The following is a 25,304-nucleotide window of genomic DNA, read 5'->3' as shown; positions in this document are numbered from 1 at the left end:
AGAGACTTGCAGGCTAAAGATTCCCATGAGCATCAGGAATTGGGGAGCCAAAGGCTTCACATTGCAAGCCGCCTGAGACGATCGCGACAGCATTGGCTATTAGTCCAGACTCTAGGGTGCGATCGACCACGATCGCGAGTCTCTTTGGATTTTCTGGAGCAGGCGGTTCCAGTAGGGTATTGGGATCTAGAATGACCTGTTCTTCGGGTAGGCGATCGCGAACAGCCCAATAGCCTACATCTGAAGCGGCAGCACTTGTCAGAGCTTCAAGTTTCATAGTAATCTTAGAGGGAAAGTTTATTTCAGAAGAGTTCTGCCGAGGCAGGACTCTTTTCGTTTGTTATTTACACTTTACTGCTCGCGCCTGCTCTTGTCAACATATTTCGCAAATATTTTTTGCGTTTCACGACAATCACGACTATCTTTAATATAATTTAGCAGTCGATCGCTCTTGCAGAAGCCTTCCAAGACGTTCCCTGGAATGACCAAATCTTGGCGTAAAGCCACTCTGGAGGGCTGCTGAGCCATTACTCTTGTGTTGCTCCGCACCCTTTTATAGATAGGACTTACACATAAACTCTATCTGTAGAGTATGCACTGCGTACTCTACAGATAGTGTAAAAGACTCTTTTCGTAAGTCCCGATCGAGTGGGTAGACCTAATAGGTTAGGTTTCCCGCACCTCTGGAACAAAGGAAAAGTCTTATATGTCAATCAGTCTGGCAAGGAAGACTATCGTTTCACGATTTCCGGATTTTGCAAAATGAGTATGTTTAATTATCTTAGGTACGGCATCCACTCATGACGATCGAGCGTATGTCTGTTAGGATTGGGGCAGATGGCAAATGAATCTGTCTTATCAAGATCGTCAAAACTTACAGTTGTGATGCTCAAAGGCTAGCTATATGGTGTAAACTTTTGTGGGCTTAGCATACAGCTAGCTGCAACGACCTCAAGCTTGCCAGCCGAGCTTGACCTCTGAAATGCAAGCAGGGCAACTAGCACCTCGCAGCAAGTCAGCTTTATTGCGAGTCTATTGGTCTCAGAAAAAAAAGGAGAGTAAATAATCTCAATGGCACGCCCAAAACGCACTCGTTCTGAAGATACCGGGTCTCAGTCAAAATTTGTTCAGGTTGTGGAAGGCTATCTTGCCAAAGCAAACTGGACAAAGCAGCAATTCATGGCTGAAATCCAGGTTGGGGAAGCTCAGTTCTATCGGTGGGCAAGGGGCGAAAACGTTCCGTCAAAAGCAATTGTTAATCGTATTGCAGTATTTTTAGGTCGTCGCTTAGATGAAGTCTATCAGAATCTTCCTCATAATCCCTTTCCAGTTTCTGATACGATTGATGGCTTGTTGAATGAACTGCTTGAAGCGGCAGGGTACAGCGCCAGTATTCGGGGAAAGGTAGTTGATTCTAGCTGGCAAGAAATAGCTCATAATCGCTCATGGAAACTTGGGTATACTCTTGTTTATCCAAATTGGGCAGAGCCTCCGGAAAGGTATGGAGAAAAGCCTATTGGTATTGCCATTGACTGCGCTGAAAGAGTAGGTGATTTGCTTGGGATAGACACAGAATGGCAATACTTAACTTGGCAAGAAATGCCTCTTGCAATTGCTGAACGTAAAGTTCATGGAATTGCCCCTTTCATGCTGGCTGCACCAGGCAGATTTTTTGATTACCGCTTATCTGATCCGTGGTATTCAGGGGGAAAACTTAAACTGACCGCAGTTACTCTACCAATAGAAATTGATGCAGACTTTCTAGAAGATTTACCACATAAACGTGTTCGGTTGGTTTACATAGAAAATGAGATCGGAGATTGGGTAGTCAGTATGCTCGGTAATTATTACGAGCGAGAGGCATTTGCAGACAAAGCAAAAGCTTTTAGTTATATGAAAGCCTTTGAGTCCAAGGAAAGTGATGTGATTCCTATTCTATGCTCTGACCACGTTCTTTGTAAAAGTGTAGCTGATGAGAATAACTGGCAAGTTCTCAATATAAGATGTGTGAAGGATTTGGAATTGTATCCAGCATTTGCTTTTCACCCAAATGAAGAACAATTAACCGCCTCTGTTAATGCTGTTTTGAAGTTGGTTAATCAAGTTTCATAAATCATCAGTGCAAGGAGCTAGTCAAATTGTGAAAATTTCATTTAGTCTGTTAGCAGAACAAATAATTAATGACGAAGAACGAATTCTCAAAGAATTGGCGGTGGAAAAATCTCTGTGTGATATTACAAGTAATATTGAGGGCTTAAAGCAATTTGCTGAAGCTTTTCACTTTATCCGCTATGACTTCTGCCACCTCAACTTTATTGTGGGTGAGCGGTGCTGCACCAATGAATTTTTGTGGGAGGGAATAGCGAAAAATCTGTACGAAGAATTGGGCGGAAAAAGTGGGCAGAGCCACAACCAGTTGTACCGAGATTTTTTAGCTTCCGTTGGCGCTCGGGAAGAAGATTCTCTAAAGGAACCTGCATTTGCCTCCCTGTTTAATCGGGCGCTGCAAACCTACTGTCGGCAAGCGCCCCTTGCAGAAGCCCTGTTTACTATCGCAATCTATGAAGCTTTTGACATCCCCGACTACCAACTACTACTACGGGTTGTGAAACAAGCAGATGTCTCACAGCAAGGGCTACGTTTCTTTCAGCTTCATGCTGTCGCCAACCACTTTGAAATGTTTGAAGATGTTGTAGCTTGGCTTAGAAAACAAGAAGGCGGAGAAAGTGCCTTCAATCGGGCAAAAGAATTTGTTTTTCAGACACAAACTGAAATGTGGCGTGGATTAATAGCGCACTTACAAGACAAAACAACAGATTGCTGTATTTAAAAATTTTGATTCCTTTGGAGGAACACAATGGGCATTAAAACTTTTAGAAAGAGATGGTTTACGATCGCCATTTCACTAGCAATAGTCTTCTTGGTCAGCTTGGCTTCATGCACAAAAAATTCTGCACAACAAACCAGTCCAAATACCACCAGCACGTCAACCTTGGGGCAAATCGCAGCCAGTAGCAAAATCAAAGTCGCCTATCTCGTCTTTCCGCCAACCATCACCAAAAACCAAACCACTGGAGAATTGGGCGGGCATTTAGTAGATACAATCAAAGAAATTGCGCGGCTCAACAACTGGACTCCCGAATTCATCGAAACCGATTGGTCAGGCTTTGCTACCGGGCTGGACTCCCGTCGGTTTGATGTTTCGATCGTCCCCACCTTCGTCACCGTCCCCAGAGCCTTATCCGTCTACTTCACCAATCCCCTCTTCTACGCAGGCAACAGCGCCATCACTAAAGCCGACGAAACCCGCTTCACAACCCTGGAAAGCATCGACCAACCCGGAGTCACCGTTGCTGTCACCCAAGGCGAAGCTGGCGACGAATATGCCAAAGCCAACTTCAAGAAAGCCAAAATCACCCGCTTCTCTGGTGGCGACCAATCCCTTGCCTTCCAAGCTGTTGTGGCAGGTCGCGCCAATATTGCCCTCGGTGATGCCTATGTTACCTCCCAGTTTGCCAAAGCCAACCCCCAAGTCAAAGACCTTTTTGCCAAAGCCCCCTATAACCTCACTCCTGTCTCCTGGGCAGTGCGTAAGGGCGACACCGAAATGTTGAACTTCCTCAACAGCAGCCTAGAATCTTTAGATTACCAAGGTCGCCTGCGGGAGTGGGAACAAAAAGCAGGTGCAAACTGGTTGCACATCAAGAAAGTTTGGGAATTTACCAAGTCGTAATTCATCAATGAACTGGAACTTTTCCATCATCTGGAATAACCTGTTACCCTTGTGCTTTGCCTTACTAACCACGATCGGGATTAGTCTTGGTAGTATTGCTCTTGGAACGATCGTCGGCGTGTTAGTCGGGGTGCTTTCCCTCACATCCTCCCGACTCATTTCTGGGTTCGCCAAATTCTTCATCGAACTTTTCCTCGCACTCCCCGCCTTAGTCCTACTCGTTTGGCTTTACTACAGTCTGCCTCTACTCATCCCCGGCTTTATCCTGGACGGGCAAAGCTGTGCCGTGTTGGGGCTAGGTTTGAGCCTCGCTGCCTTTGTTGCAGATATCATCCGGGGTGGGATTAACTCCATCCCCCCTGGAGAAATCGAGGTTGCCTACTGCACGGGTATGACTCGCTTAGAAACGATTCGCTATATCCTAATTCCCCAAGTTTTTCGCAAGTCCTGGCTGCCCCTCATGGGACAGTACATCACCACCTACAAATTCTCTACCCTGGCATCAGTAATTGCTGTGCCAGAAATCCTTCATACAGCCAATTCAATCATTGCTCAAACCTACCGCCCGATCGAGATTTATTCAACGGTTGCCGTGATGTTCATCGCTACCGTTGTTCCCCTCAACCTCCTACTAAGACGGGTACAGCAAGTCAAAGAACTGGGTGGTACGGAGACAATATAAGCAAGCTCTCAATCCTACAATGCAAAGTTCATTCCTAAGCATCGAAAATCTGGGCAAACGGTTTAATAATGCCAATATTCTAGAGAATGTCAGCTTCTCGCTAGAAAAAGGTGAGAGTATGCTGATTCAAGGCAAAAGTGGCTGCGGGAAAACTACCCTGTTGCGCTGCATTGCGTTGCTAGAATCGATCGATCGAGGTCAAATTATCTTCAATGAAAGAGTCGTTTCCCAAGCAGGTCATCTCGATCGTGTGAACAGTCGGCTAGAAATTGGCATGGTTTTTCAACAACTATACCTCTGGTCGCACATGACTGTTCTGGAAAACGTAGCACTACCCCTTTGGTTGCGTAACGGTAAACGTAAAAAGCTAGCAGATGAAGCTGCCAAGCATCAGTTAGCTCAGCTTGGGATTGAAGATAAAGCGAATGAGTACCCCAATCAACTATCAGGAGGACAACGGCAACGGGCAGCATTTGCCCGTGCGCTGGTACACTCTCCTCAACTCCTGCTACTCGATGAAATTACAGCAAATTTAGATCCTGAAACAGCTTATAAAGTTGTAGGCATTGTTGAAAAAATTATTGAAGCAGGTACATCTGTCATTTGGGTGACGCATTCCGAGCTACCTTCTGCGATCTGGTCTTATGTTCTGCGTTTTGGCGATCGCATCTGGATCAAAGAGAAATATAATTAGGGATTAGTTGGAGAAAGCGAATTGAGTCAAAGCATAATGACAGAAATTTTTGAGATGGAGGCAGAAATTAAAGACTACATTATTCAAGCATCTTTGAACTCGGAAAATATTTGAGTGTCGCTATTTCGGACTCTCAACTTGAAGACTGCATAACCCACTCCAGCAATTCGATCTCCTGGCAGTTCTCCCTGTGTGAGTTGTTCGATAACGGGTTGAATATCATTGCGAATGCTGCGGTATTTTTTTGAAAGAGTGCGTAAATTGCGGTTGAAGGTTCGCGAAACTATAACTTGAATTAACGGCAAGTCAGTCATTCTCAATTCCTTCCCACATTTGAGCAACCGAAATGGTTTGCCCACTCATGGCTTCGTGCCAAGCTTGCCGAAAATCTTGTAGAAGCGCTGCTTTAGATTGACCCTCTCCGTCAATTTCTGAGGGTTCTGGAATACTAAAAGAATTAGCAGTCGGCATCTCTTGGATTTCTGCTGAGAAAACCTCTGGCAGATTATTTTGCGAAATGATTATCCCCTGACGTTGCTTTTGGCTGAGAAACTCTATAAAACTCGCAACTAATGCCAGATTTTCTGGAGAGAGTCGATCGAGCCATCGATCGATTTGATGTCGAAGTGCTGCTACATTCATAATGTCATCAAACCTGTTGATTTTACCTTAATTTTAACGTAAACCCGCCCCGCCTTGAATATCGCTCTTCCCTCTCTCTGCCTCTGACGCGGATGCGGTTCAAAACTCTTCTCCTCCCTTCTATGGCACAATCATAAATAAGATCAAACCTTCAAGCCACCATGACCGGAAACCTACCACCCCAATACGACCCCAAAGCCACCGAAACCAAATGGCAAAAATACTGGGAAGACAACCAAACCTTCAAAGCTGACCCAGAAGGCGGCGGCGAACCCTACTGCGTCGTCATTCCGCCGCCCAACGTGACCGGCAGCCTCCACATGGGACACGCCTTTGAAGAAACCCTAATTGATGTCCTCGTCCGCTATCACCGCATGACTGGACGCAATACCCTGTGGTTGCCGGGAACGGATCATGCTAGTATCGCAGTTCAAACTATTCTCGAAAAACAACTCAAAGCACAAGGCAAAACTCGCCACGATTTAGGTCGAGAAAAATTCCTAGAACGGGCTTGGGAATGGAAAGCTGAGTCTGGCAATACTATTACTAATCAATTACGCAGTTTGGGCGTGTCTGTCGATTGGTCGCGGGAACGCTTTACGATGGATGAAGGCTTATCCGCTGCGGTTTTAGAAGCTTTTGTCCGCCTCTACGATGAGGGGCTGATTTATCGCGGCAATTACTTGGTGAATTGGTGTCCGGCGAGTCAGTCTGCTGTGTCTGATTTGGAGGTTGACCAGCAGGAAGTTGAGGGGCATTTGTGGCATTTCCGCTATCCTTTGACGGATGGTTCGGGTTATTTGGAGGTGGCGACGACTCGGCCGGAGACGATGTTGGGCGATACTGGCGTTGCTGTGAATCCAGAGGACGATCGCTATAAGCATCTTATCGGTAAAACTGTCACTTTGCCAATTATAAATCGCGAAATTCCAATTTTTGCCGATGAATTAGTTGACGCGACTTTCGGAACAGGTTGCGTGAAAGTGACTCCCGCCCACGATCCGAATGACTTCGAGATGGGTAAGCGCCACAATTTGCCGTTTATCAATATCATGAATAAAGACGGCACTTTAAATGAAAATGCCGGAGAGTTCCAGGGACAAGACCGATTTGTTGCCCGCAAGAATGTGATAAAGCGGTTAGAAACAGACGGAGTTTTGGTAAAAATTGAAGATTACAAACATACAGTTCCCTACAGCGAACGCGGCAAAGTTCCTGTCGAACCGTTGCTATCTACTCAATGGTTTGTGAAAATCGATCCTCTGTCTCAGCGCGCTTTGGAAGCCTTAGATCAAAATAATTCACCTGTCTTTGTTCCTGAAAGATGGACAAAGGTTTATCGCGATTGGTTGGTGAAGCTAAAAGATTGGTGTATCTCCCGACAATTGTGGTGGGGACACCAAATCCCGGCTTGGTATGCTGTTAGCGAAACTCACGGCGAGATTACTGATACAACGCCGTTTGTGGTGGCGAAAACTGAAGCTGAGGCGAGGGAAAAAGCGGAGGCTAAGTTTGGCACAGATGTCCAGCTAGCAAGAGATCCAGATGTATTGGATACTTGGTTTTCGTCGGGATTGTGGCCTTTCTCAACTCTGGGATGGCCGGATGAAACTAAGGATTTGGATTTTTACTATCCGACAACTACTTTGGTGACTGGTTTTGATATCATCTTTTTCTGGGTTGCTAGAATGACGATGATGGCAGGACATTTTACAGGAAAGATGCCTTTTGAGACTGTTTACATTCACGGTTTGGTGTTGGATGAAAACGGCCACAAAATGTCTAAGAGTAAAAACAACGGTATTGACCCGCTGCTGTTGATTGCGAAGTACGGGACTGATGCTTTGCGCTACACTTTGGTTAAGGAAGTGATTGGGGCCGGGCAGAATATTCGCATGGAGTACGATCGCAAAACTGATGAATCTAAATCAGTCGAGACTTCCCGGAATTTCACGAATAAGTTGTGGAATGCCGCCCGGTTTGTGATGATGAATCTGGAAGGACAAACTCCACAGCAGTTGGGAAGTCCTTACCCCCCCCAGCCCCCCCTTGCTAAGGGGGGGAGTGAAGAAGGGTTGGAATTGTGCGATCGCTGGATTCTTTCTCGCTATTATCAAGTTGTACAACAAAGTCGCACTTGTTTAGAAAATTACGGTTTGGGAGAAGCAGCGAAGGGGCTTTACGAATTTATTTGGGGCGATTTTTGCGACTGGTATATTGAGTTAGTCAAGTCTCGCTTGCAGCAGGATGCTGAACCAAATTCTAAGAAAGTTGCACAGCAAACTTTTGCTTTTGTTTTGGAAGGCATTCTGAAATTGCTGCATCCTTTTATGCCGCACATTACTGAGGAAATTTGGCACACTCTGACTCAAACGGGTGATGGTGATTGTTTGGCTTTGCAAGCTTATCCTGAACCTGACACATCGCTAATCGATCCAGAATTAGAACACCAGTTTGATTTGTTGTTTGGGACAATTCGCACTATTCGCAATTTGCGGGCAGATTCTGATATCAAACCGAGTGTGAAGGTGACGGCGATTTTGCAAAGCGAAAATGAAAAGGAACGCCAAATTCTCTTGGATGGAGGCGTTTACATTCAGGATTTGGCGAAAGTCGAAAATCTGACGGTGACAGCTAATTTAGACGCAGATTTGGGACAGACAATTGCTGGGGTTGTTGGTACTGTCCAAGTCTTGATTCCTCTGGCTGGTGTGGTCGATTTAGCGGCTTTGCGTGGTAAGTTGGAGAAGAAGCTGGCCAAGGTGGAAGCTGAAATTAAGCATACGGCGGCGCGTTTGACTAATCAGAAGTTTGTGGATAAGGCTACTCCTGATGTGGTTCAGGGCGCGAGGGATGCTTTGGCGGAATCGGAAAAACAAGCTGAGATTTTGCGCGATCGGCTAAAGTTGTTTTAAGGAGTCATTAGTCAGTTGGCAGTTGGCAGTTGACAGTAGTGGCGGGTGGGGTGAGAAACCGGGTTTTTACCGAATCTCTGCATAACAACGAAGTATCTTCGTAAAAAACCCGGTTTCTGAGCTCCCGTGCGTAATTCCTAGGGCTAATTCACGTCTTCGGATACGCCTTCAATGAAAGCAACAATTCCTTTACCCCAGGGGTTTGATTCGGCGAAGTGTTCACCAACTTTCACTGCTGCATTTTTGCCACCATTGTAAAGCCGTTTGAGGCTGATTAGGTTTTGCCACTCGATGGGTTTTTGCTCTTTGATTTCCTTAAATTCTGCATCAATAATATGACGTGCTTGTTGTTCGTCTTGCACGTAGGTATACTTTTTTTCTAATGCCTGAATGATTTGCACCACTGCATTCAGTGCAGCTTCAGGAGAGGATTCCTGGGCGGCTTCGACTTTTTGAATAATCTTGGGATTGCTGTTTTCAGCGGCATAGTTAACGCCGATGGTGGCATTTTGTTGGTTGAAGATAGGTGGTTCGTTTGACATAAGTTTCTCGACAGATTGTATGTTGTATATGCTAGCAGAAGCATTCGCCGGATGCTTGCCAATTTCCGGTGTTAGGGACAACTGACGAATCGAGTAGTTGTAGTATTTGCAGGCGGCTTGGATGGCGAGGATGAGGCGGTGAACTTCTTTGCCGGATTTGGGGAGAATTAAGGTGAGGAGGTGGGGGAGATGGGGGACGACTTTCTCTGCGTGCTGCTTAGCGATATTGGCGATCGCATCTGCCGCACTCGCTCGCACATCAGAGTCTGGATCTTCAAGAAGTTCAAATAATCCCGGAATCGTCGGATCAGAACCGATTTTTCCTAAGATATCTACCACACTCAAAGGCAGATAAGAGCTTGAATCTTCAGCGAGTTCAATTAATTTAAAAATTGCCGACTCATAACAGATATTTTCTAACGCATCTCCCGCCATCAAACGTACATCCGTATCTGAATCTTCAACGAGTTGAAGTAAGCCCGGAATGGACTCTTCGGAGCCGATTTTTTCTAACGCATATATTACATTTAATCGTACATCCGGGTCTGAATGTTTGACGAGTTTAAGTAAACCAGGAATCGCCTCTTCGGAACTGATTTCACCTAACGCATCTGCTGCTGTCCAACACACATCAGGTTCTGAATCTTCAAGGAGTTTAATTAAGTCAGGAATCGCCGCCTCGGCCTCATAACCGATTTTACCTAACGCATCTGCTGCCATCTCACGCACATTCGGATCTAAATCTTGAAGGAGTTTAATTAAGCCAGGAATTGTTTCCTCTGATCCAATTTCGCATAACGCATCTGCTACCATCCAACGCACATCTGGATCTGAATCTTGAACGAGTTGGACTAAGCCCAAAATTGCATCGTCAGAACCGATTTCGCCTAACGCATATGCCACGCTTGATCGTACATTAGTGTCTGAATGTTTAAGTAATTTAAGTAAGCCTATAGTAGCAGCCTCAGAACCAATTTCACCTAACACATCTGCTGCAATCCAAGCCACATCAGAATCTGAGTTTGTAACTAATTTAAGTAAACCAGAAATCGCCTCGTCAGAACCAATTTCACTTAGTGCATCTGCCGCACTCCTTTGCACATCAGAATCTGAATCTTTAATTAGTTTAAGTAATTCAGGAATTGCCGCTTTAGAACTAATTTTACCTAAAGCATCTGCCGCCTTACTACGAACATCAGAGTCAGAATCTTTAGCGAATTTAAGTAAGCCATAAATTGCCGCCTCAGTATCAATTTTTTCTAACGCACTTACTGCATTTTTACGCACATCATGATCTGAATCTTTAACAAGTTTAAGTAAGCCAGTAATCGCAATCTCAGAACCAATTTTACCTAACGCATATGCGACATGAGATCGCACTTTCCAGTCTGAATGTTCAAGGAGTTTCAGCAATCCCGGAATCGCCGCATCCGATCGCACTTCCCCCAAAAGCTCAACCTTCAACCACCCCGGCACATCCAACCCATCCACCAACCCAACTGTGCACTTCTGAAATTCTCGCTGCACCTCCCCCGCCAACCGCGCTCCCAACATCACATCCACCTCCAAAGCCAGCCGCACCACCCGCACCGCCCGATCCTCATCCGCCAACAGCGACAGCATGAACGCCAGAGGCTCCGTCCATTTAAAATAATTTAAATAGAAATGCTGTAACCGTTCATCATCCGTCACATCATCATGCCTCTCAAGCAACAGTTTCCGCAACGCCCGCCCCGCATAATACTCCTGAAATAATTGGTGATGAAACTCAATTTCCTCCGGCTTTACCGCCACCTGCAACAGATGATGTTCCAGCAAATCCTCTAGCCATTCTTTCGCCTTGGTTGGCGCATCCAGCACCCCTCTATGATGCAACCAACGCTCCAAAATTTCCTCAGCCCGATCGCGAGAAATTGCCACAAAACCCTCCGTAGGCTGCTGCAAATCGCCCTGCAACATCACAAAAGCCAACTGCTGCAAAAGCTCTGACTTGAACCGCCGAAAATCATCCGAAACCGACGCACCGCCCTTAAATTCGTCATACTGGCGATCGAACTTCTGAAACAACTCGCCCTTACTTTGGGGAATTTCCCCGGTACTTTCAAAAACCTCGCACATCATCCATAACAGTAACGGCGTTTCTGCAATTTCTCGCAGGCGATCGCGCAATTGTCGCAGCAGCGAATCCCCATGTTGCGGCAAATGTTTGTGCACAAACTCCCGCATCTGCGGTTGCGTCAGCACACACATCTCCAGTTGTTTCTCAATTCCCAAAGATCCGCCAAGCGCCAAATCCCGCGTCGTGAAAATCATCCGCGTATCGGAATTGTCGTCGCGAAATAGCTGGAATTCATCCCGCCGTTGTGGCGATGGCATCTCATTCACGCCATCCAGCAACAGCAGCAACTTGCCATCCAGCAGCAAATCATCCACCTCTTCCTTGCTAACCCTGAGTTTTGCTTGTCGAAATTCGGCACGGATTGCTTCTTCGATCGAGCGATCGCTCCTCAACTGCACTAATATCGGAATCGGGCCACCATCCTTGAGTGCTTCCCGTGCCAATTCCCACCGAAAACGCTGCAATACCGTCGATTTTCCCGAACCGGGCTTCCCCACTAACAGCACATTTCCATCGCGCAGGTATTTGCGGATTCCTGAGAGCACTTCCAGGCGCTCTATTTTCGTTTCTGGTTTATTTTTTGGGGTTTGGGGCGATCGATCTTCCGGTGAAATTTCCACTCGCACCTCCACCTGTAAATCCGTCAGCGTGTAGAGATCCGGTTGGCTTTCATAGGACTTAATTAGGGATTGCAGATATTTAGGAAAATCAACTGGTGTTGCCATTTGATTGTAGATTTTAGAATATAGATTGATTATAGAATTTCCAGGTATGTAGTTGCGCTTCAGCGCTCTTTGCTTATATAAAGAAAGAGCGCTGAAGCGCAACTACGTACCTAATTCCTGTGCTCTTTCATATATAAAGAAATAAAGAGCGCCCAAGCGCAACTACGTACCTAACAACTACCAATTCCTAACCGTGCAATTCTCCATTAGGCATAATCGTGCCGCGGAATTGAGCGCCCGCTAAATTAGCCGTGCTCAAATCAGCCCTAATCAAACTTGTACGGTGCAAAATAGCATCCCGCACATCAGTTCGAGCTAGATAAGCATCAGTCAAATCAGCTTCACTCAAATTCGCTTGATTAAAATTAGCACGACTCAAATCAGCCCGTACCAAATTAGCACGACTCAAATCAGCCATCACCAAATTAGCATTACTCAACTTAGCATCAGGAAGAAACGCACCGCGCAAATTAGCACCAGCCAATTCAGCATCAATTAACACAGCTCTTTCCAACTTAGCATTTGTCATCACAGCCCAGGAAAAATTTGCTTCTACCAAAGTTGCTTCAGTTAAAAATGTGCCATCTAAAATAGCTTGGTTCAAATTTGCCTGAGTCAAATTTGCTTCCCGCAGAGATGCTTCAGTCAAATTCGCTTGACTGAGATTAGCTTTAGTCAAATCTGCACCCAGCAAATTGACACCCCGCAAATCTGCACCTTGCAAATTTGCACCCCGTAAATTTACACCCTCAAAAATCCGCTGTTCCTTCCGGAAATTCGCACCACGCAAGCAAGCACCGCGTAAATCTGCACCTTGCAAATTGACGCCTCGCATATCTGCATCAGTCAAATTTGCATCGATAAAAACTGCCAAAGAAATGTTGGCTTTGCGAAAATCTACACCTTGCAAACTAGCTCCGTGGAAGTCGGAATCAGACAAATTTGCTCCGCTTAAGTTTGCCTGATTTAAGTTAGCACCCGAAAACTTGGCATTAGTTAAATTGGCGCGCTGAAGGTTAATTCTGTTCAGGTATGACATCGTTAAGTTGGCACCCCAGAGATCAGCACTGCTTAAATTGACGCCAATTAAATCTGCACCGCTCAGATGAACGCCTCTCAGATTCATACCTTGAAAATCAAGTTCTCCTGATGTATATCGCCTTAAAATTTCGCTAGCATTCATGTTGTTTTGTTGTTGATTTTTGAGAAACTCTACTTGCTATTTAGAGATTGATGGTAGTTATAGTCTCTTAAAGAAGGACGAAAGTTTGTGCAACCCCAAATTTGTATCTGGGAATTTAATTAGTTTTATTCACAAATTCTTGAGTCCAATCGACTGTTTTGTTGCCTAACTGACGCCCGTGAATTTTTACATGAGTCAGAGATGGTGATTTTAAAGTACCCAGTTTTTTGTAAATGTATGTAGCTGTATCCTGTTGGCTTGGGACTTCGGCAGACTCCAGAATGACGTGGAGCCAACCCTCTTTAAATCCCGCTGTGGCAGTAATTCCCCTGGGTTGTAGCAATTGATTGATCAAAATGGCGATCGCCTTTGGTTTGCCTTGTTTTGCCATTTCCACAAGCTGATACTGATTTGGTTTGTGGCTAGAGTTTTGTGGCTCTGTTGCTGAACTATTTTCGGCAATATTCTCCTGGATTTCAGCAGGAGAACCCCCGCTTTCTTTTGACTCAACTTCGCTCAGCATTTTCATTAATTTGTCAGTAAATCCCTGAACTTTTGCTACATAATTTCTGAGATTTTTATATTTCCAATACAAACGCTCCTCGGCACTTTCTGTAGAAAATTTTCCGTTCATAGCAGCTTCTAAGTCGCTGAATATTTGTTCTATTTGCGCCGTTGTGAAGTTAGCACTTTGGCTGACTAAGCCTTTCATTTCCTCTTCCAATCCCAACTTGCGTTTGATGGAATCGGTAATATTGATAGTAACAGGAGCGGCTGGTTCTACACTTTCGACAATGGTCGGCATTTCTGCAACTTCGTCTGTTTCTACCAATTCCTGTCTGACATCAGCAGTGGCATTATTGCTGCTGGTTTTTGAGTCTTTAAACTGTATATTTTCTACCGGAGCAGGCACTAAGTAACTCTTCTGGGGGTCATAATGATAGTGAGCCGGAGCAGCTTGAATGATCTGAGTAATATCCCCAGGTTCAAAATATTCGTTGCGCCTGTCAACCGGGACAATATCTTCATAAAAACTGTTGTTTAAATGCGTCTGATCGTAGTCTTCGGTAGACGAATCTTCGCTAACCGAATCTTCGGCTATATCGCGTTCTTCCTGTTGCAATTTTGCGTAACAAGGATTCATTGCTTTGATGATCACGCTAGCTGCTTGGTCGCATTCGTCGGTGTTGTCGAGTTTGCCCGCAGTTCCGTACAAATTAGATTCGAGTTCGGCCAGGCTGCCACAGACATTAAATAGTTGTCGCAGCAGCTTGTCAAGTTCTTGGGTTTTAAGCAGCAGCCAATCGCGCTCGCTAAAAGTGAAGTCGTGATAAAGAGTAGAAAAAATGAGGATTTTTGCTCTCAGCGGATTGGTTTGCTGTACAATTTTTTGTCGGACATCAAACAAATTTCCGGCGTCTCTTTCTAGCGACTCTCCTGCGGGCAGTTGCGAATTGAAGTGGTCATCAAATGCAGGTGCTTCGTGACCACCAAAATTAGATATATTTGTTTCTAATTTGGTAAAATCTTGGTACTCGTAAAGCCTGCTCAGTTGGCAGACGATTTTATCTGCGACTAAGGCGTACTCGGTTTTTTTGTTAACCTTGGCAACGATATTGTTTAAAACTGTTTCAATATCTTCTAACCTGCTGTATTTAGCACAGATTTCTTCGATCAACTTTCCTACATCTGCGCTGGCGAGTTTTGCCGGATCGTTTTCCCAACTTTCTTTACAAGCAAAAAATATGATTTTTTTAATGCGCGAAAGATTGAGATCTTGTTCAAATTCGCGAACAACTTCATCTAAAATAGATAAAGATTGCATAGTTTTCCTCTCCCAAAAAATACCCTATTAGTCGATTTTAGATTTTAGATTTTAGATTTTAGATTTTAGATTTACTCTCACATTGAATCAAAGGAACCCGAACAGGAGTGTAAAATCTTAGTATCTCCACGACTTAAGTCGGGGACTTGTACCCGTTTTTGGGCGAGTCAAGAGTCAGCGATAAATAATAAAATCATACCACATTTGATAAATGCAAGACTTTGATGCGATCGTAATTGGCAGCGGTATTGGCGGCTTAGTGGCGGGTGCGATGCTGGCTCGCTACGGCAAAGGGGTACTCGTCTGCGAGAGCCACACCATAGCGGGGGGGGCTGCTCACAGCTTTTCGCGCCGGGGATTTCATTTTGATTCGGGGCCTTCTTTTTATTGCGGTTTGAGTGACCCCCAGTCGCTGAATCCTTTGCGGCAAGTCTTGAATATTTTGGAGGAATCGATCGCAGCTATTGCCTACGATCCCCTGGGGCATTACCATTTTCCTGAGGGAACTTTGCCAGTTTATGCTGATGCGAGAAATTACTTAGATGCTGTAGCTAAATTCGCACCGCAAGGCGCTATAGAATTGCAGCAATTTCAACAAAATTTATTAGTTTTGTATGAAGGTTTGCGGGGAATTCCGGCTTTAGCACTGAGATCCGACTGGCAGTTGATACCCGTGTTGCTGTCTCGCTACTCGCCTGCTTTGCTGAAGCTTTTGCCGTCATTAGGTGCGATCGCCAGTTCGGCTGGTACATTAATGGATAGGGACGTGCAAGATCCTTGGGTGAGGCGTTTGATCGATTTGGAGTGCTTCTTGCTATCGGGCTTGAAAGCGCATGGAACCGTCGCGCCAGAGATCGCTTTTATGATTGGCGAACGATCGCGATCGGCGATCGAGTATCCTGTAGGTGGCAGCGGTGCGATCGTCGATGCTTTAGTTCGAGGCTTGCAGCGCTGGGGTGGAAAATTGCGATTGGGAACACCAGTCGAGCAAATATTAGTTGAATCTGGTAAAACTACGGGAGTTCGCTTGCAAAATGGCGAAATTATCCGCGCCCCAATTGTGATTTCAAATGCTACAGTTTGGGATACTTATACAAAATTACTGCGCCCTGAAGATTTGCCGGAAAGTTACCGAAAAACTGCCTTATCGATGCCCGCCGTAGACAGTTTCATGCACCTGCATTTAGGCATTAAAGCCGAAGGAATCGAAGGCTTGACCGGCCACCACGTCGTCGTTCATGACAGCAAGGTTGACATTACAGTACCCGGAAATACCTGCATGATTTCGATTCCGACTGTGTGGGATGCAACTCTTGCACCGCCGGGACATCACGCGATTCACGCCTATACATTGGAACCTTACGCAGGCTGGGAGTATGGCGGCGGTTATCAGGAAAGGAAACAAGAGCGATCGCAATCTCTGTTCAAAGCTTTAGAAAAAATTATACCGGATTTGCGATCGCGAATAGTCCTGGAGTCGATCGGCACACCGCTAACCCACGCCCGATTTTTGCACCGCTATCAAGGAACCTACGGGCCTGCAATCGCCGCCGGCAAAGGCACCTTTCCGGGGCCGCAAACACCAGTCAAAGGCTTATATCGGGTGGGAGACAGCACCATGCCCGGAATCGGGGTTCCCGCCGTCGCAGCATCGGGTATTTTGTGCGCGAATACCCTAGTCAATTCCGACATCACAGCACAATTTTTGTAAACCCAGCCGCCACAGGTTCGTAGTAAGGACTTTAGTCCTCTTATAATTTTAAATAGGACTAAAGTTCTCACTACGAACACTTTATCCACCAGCGGCAAAAGCGCCCATAACTGCGATCGACAAAGCCAAACCGGGCAACAGCAGCATTCCTAACATCAAAGCATCATGTCCGCTCATAACTTTCTCCTGATACCGACGTTCGATAGCTTATCATACCCACCCAGATTTCGCCACCGCCTTAACAATTAAAACCGACAGATTGATTCAGGAGTCACCGGGCAAATCTTATTTACAATCGAATTTCCGCGCAAGTCAAGCGTCGTTAGCTTTTGCAAAGATTGCAGTGGACTGATATCGGAGATTTGATTGTTGTACAAGTCGAGTACAAACAAATTATTCAAAGCTTGCACCGCGCTGATATCAGCAATCGGATTATTGAACAAATAAAGTTGAGTCAAATTAGTTAATGATTTCAGCGGAGTAATGTCTGAAATTTGATTGTTGCCAAGGTTCAGATCAACTAAATTAGTCAAACCTGCCAAAGGACTAACATCAGATATTTTATTTTCAAACAAAACCAGTTTATTTAATTTAGTCAAAGCTTTCAGCGGAGTTAAGTCAGATATTTGATTCTCGAATAGAAACAGCGTAGTGAGATTTTTCAAAGCAGCCAGCGGACTGATATCCGATATTTGATTTTTGTAAAGGTAGAGTGTCTGAAGTTCAGTTAAATTTGACAGAGGAGCGATATCTGATATTTGATTTTTGTACAGAATCAGCGCCTTTAAGTTGGTTAAAGTTTTCACGGGACTGATGTCAGAAATTTTGTTATCAAACAAGACAAGTTCGACAAGATTAGTTAGACGCGCCAGGGGACTGATGTCTGATATTTGATTGGTATCGAGAACGAGTTTAGTCAGATTTGTTAGAGATAAAAGCGGACTGATGTCTGATATTTGATTGACATCTATTATCAGAGTTTTCAGGTTGGTTAAAGATTTCAGGGGAGCGAGGTCAGATATTTGATTGCTACTAAGATTTAGATTAGTAAGTTGAGTGAAAGATGACAGGGGACTGATATCGGTAAGTTGAGCAAGTTTAAGATTTATTTCTGTTGTATTAGCAAGCACTTCGTTAGCTCGATCGCACTCGGTAGTATCTGATATTTGCAACAGTATTTCTACGGTATGTTTCGCGCCGGGAGAGAGATTATCTTTGTGCTTACACCAATCGGGAAAGTTATTATAATTTGTTGTCATAGGTTTTACCTGTTAGTTCTTAAGGTACGTAGTTGCGCTTGAGCGCTCTTTCTTTATTATATGAAAGAGCGCTCAAGCGCAACTACATACCTGTACCTGCACGTGTAAATCTTACATTTCCCGTAAATCTAGCAATTATGTCTAATTTGTGAATCGGATTTTTGCGGATTTTGAGAAATGTTAGCAAAAATTGTGTAAAGTAATCTTAACATCGTTTATTGCATTCATTTACAGGAGCCAACAGCCGACTATGACGCCAGAACTAATTTTCGATGTAGGTAATGTCTTCGTTTTGCCTTTCTGGGCAATTATGATTTTATTGCCCAACTGGGGAATCACCCGCAAAGTGATGAATTCCTTTATTCCGTTTGCCGTGCTCGCCGTCTTGTACATATATTTGTTTGGTAGCAGTCTGACTCCAGAAAATGCGGCTGCTTTGTCCAATCCTAAGTTAGCAGATATTGCTAAGTTTCTGGGGGAGGAAACGGCTGCTGCTACGGGATGGATTCATTTTTTAGTGATGGATTTGTTTGTGGGACGCTGGATTTATTTGGAAGGACAACGGACGGGTGTTTGGACTGTTCATTCTTTGGCTTTGTGTTTGTTTGCTGGGCCGATGGGATTGCTTTCTCATATTTTAACTGCTTGGATTACTGACAAGTTTTTCCCTAGTTCTGATGTGGTGGAAACTGCTAGTCCTTCGGTTTAAGCAGAGGGTTTTCAATAGTTTGGATGTTAATCATCCATTTCTTGATGCAGGTTTTAGTGGTGAGGATTTAAGTTGAGATTTATGGATGCGGACTGAAGTCCTCACTACGAACCTGGAAGAAGGACTGAAGTCCTGACTACGAACCTGCTAGAGGTAGGACTAAGCGGGCGACAATTAAGTTATTTTCTAAGATTTCTAAGGAAAAGTCTCCCCCCATTAAACGTACCGCTCGCTGACAAATTAAGAGATTTTGCCCGATCGACCTATTTGACGTAACGGCCAATATATCGCCGTGGAAACCGCCGTTGAAGCCGGCAAGTAACTGTCGATCGCACTCGCCACTATCAATCACAGATAATTCTAGCCATTCTTCCCCCAAAAGTTGAGAGCGAATCTCAATCTTATCGCCAGCTCCAGAACGCCTGCAAGCCATCGCCAGCAACTCGCACAGGATCAAATCCAGCTTGATGCTATCTCCGCGAACTCCCAAAGTCTTACCCGCAGGCAGCGACACAGCGGTCTCTCTGTTCACTTCCAGCAAGATTCCCGACTGTTTGACCAGGGGGGCCGTGCGATCGAGCGATCGCCTCAGCCAAGCGCTCACAGGAACCGCATCTTGTCCGAATTGCGGCCGCCACTGTTCCTGTTTCAGCACCAAATGAATTGACCCCAAAGCATTGCCAATTTGCCGCAAAACCTGTTGGTAGCGCAAGGTTTTCAGAGCATCCTTTTGTTCCTTCGCCGACTGCAAAATCGACTGGCTCAACTCTCCCAACTCCTTGAGGCCCGCTGCCACAGTCCGGTAAAAATCCTCGAAACGGCGCTGCTTGTACCAGTTGAGCATCTCCAGATCCAATCGCTGCGACTCCTGCGCCGATTGCACTGCCACATACCTGCGCCGCCAAGCCAACTGAGATGCCATCGAACTCAGCAAATTCACCGACAACTCCGACCACTGGCGGCCCGGAGCGTCCGCCACCACCACAATGCCCAAGGGAGCGTGTTCTGGGGCACTCCGCAGCGCCACTGTCATAATTTCGCCAATTCCTGGACTCCGCAGCCACCGCTTTGTCGCCAGCAGCACTTGGCTCATACTCTGTTGCAGCACGCCTCCTGCCGCCAGGGTTTGTTGGATCAAAGCGTCTGTTTGGACAGGAATCAGCGCCTCGGGATTCAGGGCAAATACGGGATTGGCAGCTACTGCGGCGGAGATTGAAGCTGCCTCGTGGCCGGGATTCCAAGTAATTACTGCCACTAAAGGACAGGCAATTGTCTGGGAAACGTGTTCGGCAAAATGACGATCGAGCTTTTGCAGCGGCAACTCTGGGAACATATTCGGCGAAGCAACAGATTTCTGTTGTGGAGATTGCGGCTCGCCCGAATGCTGCAACAGCGCCAAACCCGATTTGATCGATCGCTCAAATTCCTGATATTTGTCAATTTCCGAACTCTGCTGCCAGGAGTGCAGAATCAATCCTAACTGTTGGCTGACTACTCGAACTAATTCTCGCTCCGATCGCCTCCAAGTGCGAGTTGCGCTGTGCCCGACAACCAGCAAACCCTCGATCGATTTTCGATTTTCGATTTTCGATTTTCGACTGGGGTTTTCTCCCTCGGACTGTTTTGTGCGAGTGCTCGATGCCAAAAGCGATCGCACCCCCGCTTCCGCCAGCACTTCCCGCCAAGCGCCCAACCGCCCGTCTTCCTCCCAATTTTCGATCGCCAGAGGTTCCGCGCTTTCTTGCAGCAGCCCCACATCAGCCACATCAAGGGCGTTGAGTGGCGACGGTACTTGTCTGCGGTTGCGGGGCAGATTTTGGGAGACAATTTCAAAGCGATTTTGTTCTTCCCTGTACAACAACAGCAAAAAGTATTCGCACTTGAGCCGAGAGCACAACTGCTCCGCCGTATTTTTCAAAGTCGCCTCCCAGTCAGCATCGCTGTAGATGGCGCGAGCTATTCCGGCAGTTAAATCTCGATCGAGCTGTGTTTGCTCAATCCTCTCCTCCATTTCCGACAGAGGAGCCGTCAGAGCCACTAATTGCGCCGCTCCCCGCAGGTACTGTTTTTCATTGTCTTGCCAAATCCGCGGCTCGCCAGCTTCCACTGCCAAAAATCCCAACAATTCCCCTTCCAAAACAATCGGCGCCGCCAACAGAGAGCGAGCGCGAATTTGCTGCATCAACCGCCCCGTCAGCTCAGTTTTCAGAGAACTGTGAGATTCACCGATCCAAACTATTTGTTGGGCCGCTAAAGCCTGATAAAATTCGCCCAAGTCTTGCACAGTAATGCCCGAAGCCGGTCGGATCTGGCCCAAACCAGGAGCAATTTGGCGGTTGCTAACTCGGCGCCAAAAATAGCGCCGCTCTCGCTCGAACCAATAAACATTAGTGCGCGTCGGCTCAATAAATTCATGGGCTTGTTCGACTACCGCTTGCAAATATTGGTCGAGCGATCGCAATTCCCGCAACTGCGAAATCAGTGCTAACAGAGACTCATCCGGGCGTTTGACCTGTTGTCGCTGCCAATCTTTTTCTATTTGATAAAGAGCAGTTGCCAGTGCTCCAAATACGATCGCCAACTGCGTTTTTTCTGCCGAATTTGGCGCAGAACCCCACACGTCTGTCCCCAGCAGAATCACACCGTAGCAGCGGTCTTTGTAGCGCAACGGAAACAGAGTCGTGCCTTGAATATTGTAAGTTTGAGCCGCTTTGCGCCATTCTCCGGCCCTGTTTTCCGATCGCAAATCCGGGACTCCCACGGGCCGGAGCTGAATCACCACTTGTTCCAGCAAATCCCCCGGAGTCAGGGAAAACCGCTGTTTGAGAAAAGACAAGTCACCGTTAGGAGTCATGCCGCCTTTCCCTAACAATCGGTGCGCCTGTCGATCGTACAACCCGATCCAAATCAACCGCCAGTCAAATTCCGCTTGCAAGTAACCGAGTGCCGTCTCCAGCAGCACTTCCACATTCTCCTCTTCTCGGAGAGTTTGGAGCACGCGCTCCAGCCCCGCGATTTGTTCGTCTAAATCCTTCGCTCTTTGCTCCTGCCCCATGTCCCAGATTCCCCACACCTTTGTCCAATTTCAACTTACAAACTTAAAAATTTCAAAATTTAAAATGGAAAAGAATCAACCTATAATATAGTCGTCTAAATTATGCTTCAATCTAAAATGTCGATCCGGTCGATCGCAGTAAAAGTAAAAATCTCACCTTCCCAGGGGAGTAGCTCATTTTTATAAAAAGCATTTTATTGTATATATATAGTGCTGTCCCGGCTCGCTTGGTTATAACCGCAAGCGAGCGGGGACAGCACTATCAAGGCAAAACTGAGATGCTCCCCCTTTCCAGTCTCCTGCTGACTATTTTTATTTCCCTTCTGATTTCTCATTTGTCAATAGCCCCAGGACAAGTCATTGGATATTTATCAATTAGGTGTGCGCCCGCTGTTGTTTTCAGTATTGAAAACCGATGCCGAGTGGCTGCACAACCGCACTCTTCAAGTTCTAGAAATAGCAGCCCGAACCCAGTCTAATCCTGCCACCAGTCAAATGCTCTCTCGATTGCAGAAATCTTTGGGAGTCCAAGATTCTCGCCTCGAACAATCGAAGTGGGGACTGAGCTTTAAAAATCCTGTCGGCTTAGCGGCAGGATTTGATAAAAATGGTGTAGCTGCGGACATTTGGGCAAATTTTGGCTTTGGCTTTGCCGAACTCGGTACAGTCACCTCCCAAGCGCAGCCGGGAAATCCCCAACCTCGGTTGTTTCGCTTGTCTGCTGACAGTGCAGCCCTCAACCGCATGGGATTTAACAATCAAGGAGCCGCGGCAATGGCAGCCCGGTTTCAGGAAGCACAGAAAAAGTTAAAATTAGACGGCTCGCGCCCCATGCCTGAGCCTCCTTTCCCCTTGGGCATCAATCTTGGTAAATCTAAGGTAACACCGTTAGAGCTGGCCGCAGCCGATTATTTGGAGAGTTTTAAGCTGCTCAAAGATTGGGGCGACTATTTTGTAGTCAACGTTTCCTCTCCCAATACGCCTGGATTGCGATCGCTCCAAGATGCTGCTGGGCTTAGCACAATTTTGGAAACTTTGCAACAAGAAAATCGGGGAATCAAGCCAATTTTAGTCAAGATTGCGCCGGATTTGGAACCAGAGGCGATCGCATCCATCCTCGACTTAGCAAAAACCTACCAACTAGCAGGAATTATCGCCACCAACACCACGATCCGCCGCGACGGATTGAAAACCCAAATCTTGCCAGAAACAGGCAAACCCATCGCCGAAGAAGCGGGCGGAATTAGCGGAATACCAGTGCAAGTGCGATCGACAGAAGTAATCAGATTTATCTGGCAATATACCAAAGGCGAATTACCAATAATTGGAGTAGGTGGCATTTTCACCGCCGAAGATGCTTGGGAAAAAATTGCCGCCGGTGCGAGTTTAATTCAAGTTTACACAGGTTGGGTTTACGAAGGGCCTTGGATGGTACGCCGAATTTTGGCAGGCTTGCTGCAAAAGTTAGAAGAAAAAGGATTTAATTCAATTTCAGAGGCCGTTGGTTCGGAAAATATTAAATAGTCGAACATTTTTCAAGGTACGTAGTTGCGCTTCAGCGCTCTTTCATAGATATAAAGAAAGAGCGCTGAAGCGCAACTACATACCTGGATCTGAGTACAGCACTTAAAAAAAATGCTTACATAATAATCTGACACCAAAATAGCAGCTTATCCAAGCACTTTTTCAAGAGTAATAAAATAAAAGTTATGAGCGCTGCGTTCAAGATTTTAGCCCTTAAAAATAGGACTAAATCACTCACTACAAACGGGGTTGTTTATCAAGAACAGCAAATTATTTAAGTTCAAGAGTTGTCAGTTTTGAGTCAAACAAAATTGCCAACGCAACTCACAACTCAGAACTCGCCAGTTGCGGTAGCGCTCCCTAAATTACTTGCGTTTAGAAAATTCTGAAATCTTCCAATCTATGCTCGCCATCAAGAAACGTTCTAGAGCTTTTAAATTGTCTTGTTGGATATTTTGAATAAGTTGAAACGCATTTTCAGACTGAACATTTGCCGAAAATTCGTCAGCGGTTGCTGGTGCTTTTTGCGATTGGGCTGGTTCAGAAGACGCCTCAAATCTGATTTGTGGGTGCTGATTTTCTTTTTCAGTCATTTCTGAGTCACCTCCTTGAGTGATTAGATACATAACCATGACTACAAATACAACTTATCTGTATCCGGGATTTGGGAAGTAAATTTTTCAGTCCCCGAGAATCGCAGTTACCAAGAGACTTGAAAGTTTTGAGTTCAGTTATCAGATATCTTCAACAGCACTTATGCACTTTCCCTCAGAAACCCATTCTTTTTGGGTAAGTCCTGTTGAATTAATACCTCGTATTTTCCGATAAAATAACCGCGATCCGGTTTTGAGTGAGGAATGCGAGTCCTCCATACAAACTAATTTCATTGCGCTCGTGACCGCAGGCACGATATTACCAGACAGAATTGGTTGAAAGCCCGCCCGCCCGGGAGAAATTAAAATCACGCTATTCATTACTCCAATCCTCTTCCTTCTAGGTAGAGGTCGCTCTTAAACTGTCAACTGTCAACTGTCAACTGTCAACTGTTGAAGCATTCCTAACTCACACACTGCCAGTGATGCACATCACTGAATTGTTATATTTACTTAACAGTAATATTTCCGAAATTCTGATATGGTTAAAGCTTAACAATTAATTTGACTGCGATCGCTCTCAAGCTGAAAGCAAGGGTCTGGAAAATATTAAGAAACTGAAGGTGTAGAGCCGATGGCGATTTATGTTGATACAGCAATTGTAGCGGAAGCCATACGGGCGAGCAAGTTCGGGTGGATAGCGGGAATTACTACTAATCCCACACTTTTGGCAAAAAGCGAGCTATCTCCTGAAGAGACACTAAAACAACTGGCACAACTGATTTCCGGGGAAGTCTATTATCAGCTAACAGCATCTGATTTTGATGGCATGGTAGTAGAAGGAAAGGCAGCTTTTGGATTAATTGGACAACAGACAGTTTTGAAAGTTCCAGCAACGGCGGCGGGCTTCCAAGCAGTAGCCCATTTGTCGCCGGAAATTCCTTGTGCAGTGACGGCTATTTACAGTGCAGCCCAGGCCGTTGTTGCCACAGAAGCCGGCGCCAAATATGCGATCGCCTACGTGAATCGTGCCACCCGATTGTTGGGAGATGGTTTTGCCTTGGTGCGAGATATGGCAAATGTCTTGAAGAACAGCAATACTCAGATTTTGGCAGCCAGTATTAAGTCGCCGGAAGAAGCGGTGAAGACTTTGTTAGCTGGATCACATCATTTGACATTGCCTTTGGATGTATTGCAGGCAATGGCCGTTCACGAATTGTCCCAGCAAACAGTTGATGAATTTGCCAAAAACGGGCGGGGAATTTTCGGATAATATCAAATCCCTTTGCACAATCTGCTTCGTAAAACTTACCCAAACTTAACTAAAGCCATCTTTAGCTACAATGAAAGAGTTCACTTCCTGCGCTATTGAGTGGTCGGCCATCCCAAGGTA

Annotated in this window: 19 protein-coding genes; 10 read left to right on the top strand and 9 right to left on the bottom strand. The window is 45.7% G+C overall.

The window, feature by feature from the left end:
- Nucleotides 1-13: 13 nt before the first annotated feature.
- Nucleotides 14-277 carry a hypothetical protein gene (locus JGK36_RS14610; RefSeq protein ID WP_293174323.1) on the bottom strand — a complete coding sequence of 88 codons (264 nt, stop codon included), beginning with the start codon at nt 275-277 and terminating at the stop codon, nt 14-16.
- Nucleotides 278-1,071: 794 nt separating this feature from the next.
- On the opposite strand from JGK36_RS14610, the gene JGK36_RS14605 reads away from it, so the two are divergent.
- Genes JGK36_RS14605 through JGK36_RS14585 form a run of 5 tightly spaced genes read left to right on the top strand, consistent with a single transcriptional unit; the run spans nt 1,072 to nt 5,109 of the window.
- Nucleotides 1,072-2,112, top strand: coding sequence for a transporter substrate-binding domain-containing protein (locus JGK36_RS14605; RefSeq protein ID WP_293174326.1), 1,041 nt, complete (start codon nt 1,072-1,074; stop codon nt 2,110-2,112).
- A 28-nt stretch (nt 2,113-2,140) separates the two neighbouring features.
- Nucleotides 2,141-2,830 (top strand): iron-containing redox enzyme family protein, encoded by a 690-nt coding sequence (locus JGK36_RS14600; RefSeq protein WP_293174329.1) that lies wholly within the window; start codon nt 2,141-2,143, stop codon nt 2,828-2,830.
- A gap of 27 nt (nt 2,831-2,857) precedes the next feature.
- Nucleotides 2,858-3,733, top strand: coding sequence for an ABC transporter substrate-binding protein (locus JGK36_RS14595; protein ID WP_293174332.1), 876 nt, complete (start codon nt 2,858-2,860; stop codon nt 3,731-3,733).
- A 7-nt stretch (nt 3,734-3,740) separates the two neighbouring features.
- The gene (locus tag JGK36_RS14590; RefSeq protein ID WP_293197163.1) at nt 3,741-4,415 is read left to right on the top strand and encodes an amino acid ABC transporter permease; all 675 of its coding nucleotides are present in this window, start codon (nt 3,741-3,743) and stop codon (nt 4,413-4,415) included.
- Nucleotides 4,416-4,434: 19 nt separating this feature from the next.
- On the top strand, nt 4,435-5,109 hold the full coding sequence (locus JGK36_RS14585) for an ATP-binding cassette domain-containing protein (protein ID WP_293189290.1): 675 nt from the start codon (nt 4,435-4,437) through the stop codon (nt 5,107-5,109).
- Between the two features lie 83 nt (nt 5,110-5,192).
- Here JGK36_RS14585 and JGK36_RS14580 read toward each other — a convergent pair whose 3' ends face one another.
- Nucleotides 5,193-5,423, bottom strand: a complete 231-nt coding sequence (locus JGK36_RS14580; protein ID WP_293174342.1) for a hypothetical protein — start codon at nt 5,421-5,423, stop codon at nt 5,193-5,195.
- Nucleotides 5,416-5,751 (bottom strand): hypothetical protein, encoded by a 336-nt coding sequence (locus tag JGK36_RS14575; protein ID WP_293189288.1) that lies wholly within the window; start codon nt 5,749-5,751, stop codon nt 5,416-5,418. Before JGK36_RS14575 ends, JGK36_RS14580 begins: the two co-directional genes overlap by 8 nt.
- A 161-nt stretch (nt 5,752-5,912) precedes the next feature.
- Here JGK36_RS14575 and JGK36_RS14570 point away from each other — a divergent pair, with 161 nt between their 5' ends.
- Nucleotides 5,913-8,666 (top strand): valine--tRNA ligase, encoded by a 2,754-nt coding sequence (locus JGK36_RS14570; RefSeq protein ID WP_293197162.1) that lies wholly within the window; start codon nt 5,913-5,915, stop codon nt 8,664-8,666.
- 143 nt (nt 8,667-8,809) lie between these two features.
- On the opposite strand, the gene JGK36_RS14565 is transcribed toward JGK36_RS14570, so the two are convergent.
- From JGK36_RS14565 to JGK36_RS14555, 3 genes are all read right to left on the bottom strand, one after another.
- Nucleotides 8,810-12,052 carry a HEAT repeat domain-containing protein gene (locus tag JGK36_RS14565; protein WP_293197161.1) on the bottom strand — a complete coding sequence of 1,081 codons (3,243 nt, stop codon included), beginning with the start codon at nt 12,050-12,052 and terminating at the stop codon, nt 8,810-8,812.
- Between the two features lie 187 nt (nt 12,053-12,239).
- A complete protein-coding gene (locus tag JGK36_RS14560) occupies nt 12,240-13,235 on the bottom strand; it encodes a pentapeptide repeat-containing protein (RefSeq protein ID WP_293174353.1) in 996 nt (331 codons plus the stop codon).
- 115 nt (nt 13,236-13,350) lie between these two features.
- A complete protein-coding gene (locus JGK36_RS14555; protein WP_293197160.1) occupies nt 13,351-15,060 on the bottom strand; it encodes a hypothetical protein in 1,710 nt (569 codons plus the stop codon).
- Between the two features lie 211 nt (nt 15,061-15,271).
- On the opposite strand from JGK36_RS14555, the gene JGK36_RS14550 reads away from it, so the two are divergent.
- Complete coding sequence (locus JGK36_RS14550; protein WP_293174360.1) at nt 15,272-16,771, top strand: NAD(P)/FAD-dependent oxidoreductase; 1,500 nt, start codon at nt 15,272-15,274, stop codon at nt 16,769-16,771.
- 245 nt (nt 16,772-17,016) lie between these two features.
- On the opposite strand, the gene JGK36_RS14545 is transcribed toward JGK36_RS14550, so the two are convergent.
- Nucleotides 17,017-18,030, bottom strand: a complete 1,014-nt coding sequence (locus tag JGK36_RS14545; protein WP_293197159.1) for a leucine-rich repeat domain-containing protein — start codon at nt 18,028-18,030, stop codon at nt 17,017-17,019.
- 250 nt (nt 18,031-18,280) lie between these two features.
- Between JGK36_RS14545 and JGK36_RS14540 the strand changes: the two genes are divergently transcribed.
- A complete protein-coding gene (locus JGK36_RS14540; protein ID WP_293174365.1) occupies nt 18,281-18,739 on the top strand; it encodes an ABA4-like family protein in 459 nt (152 codons plus the stop codon).
- Between the two features lie 136 nt (nt 18,740-18,875).
- On the opposite strand, the gene JGK36_RS14535 is transcribed toward JGK36_RS14540, so the two are convergent.
- Nucleotides 18,876-21,794 (bottom strand): GAF domain-containing protein, encoded by a 2,919-nt coding sequence (locus JGK36_RS14535; protein ID WP_293197158.1) that lies wholly within the window; start codon nt 21,792-21,794, stop codon nt 18,876-18,878.
- Between the two features lie 360 nt (nt 21,795-22,154).
- Between JGK36_RS14535 and JGK36_RS14530 the strand changes: the two genes are divergently transcribed.
- On the top strand, nt 22,155-23,318 hold the full coding sequence (locus JGK36_RS14530; RefSeq protein ID WP_293174371.1) for a quinone-dependent dihydroorotate dehydrogenase: 1,164 nt from the start codon (nt 22,155-22,157) through the stop codon (nt 23,316-23,318).
- Between the two features lie 365 nt (nt 23,319-23,683).
- Here the strand turns inward: JGK36_RS14530 and JGK36_RS14525 are convergent, their stop codons facing one another.
- On the bottom strand, nt 23,684-23,911 hold the full coding sequence (locus JGK36_RS14525) for a hypothetical protein (RefSeq protein ID WP_293174374.1): 228 nt from the start codon (nt 23,909-23,911) through the stop codon (nt 23,684-23,686).
- A gap of 634 nt (nt 23,912-24,545) precedes the next feature.
- Between JGK36_RS14525 and JGK36_RS14520 the strand changes: the two genes are divergently transcribed.
- On the top strand, nt 24,546-25,184 hold the full coding sequence (locus JGK36_RS14520) for a transaldolase family protein (protein ID WP_293174377.1): 639 nt from the start codon (nt 24,546-24,548) through the stop codon (nt 25,182-25,184).
- Nucleotides 25,185-25,304 lie beyond the last annotated feature (120 nt).

Origin of the sequence: Microcoleus sp. PH2017_35_SFW_U_B, assembly GCF_020737865.1 — a bacterium.
Lineage (GTDB): Bacteria > Cyanobacteriota > Cyanobacteriia > Cyanobacteriales > Microcoleaceae > Microcoleus.
This window is presented reverse-complemented; position numbering and strand designations above follow the sequence as displayed.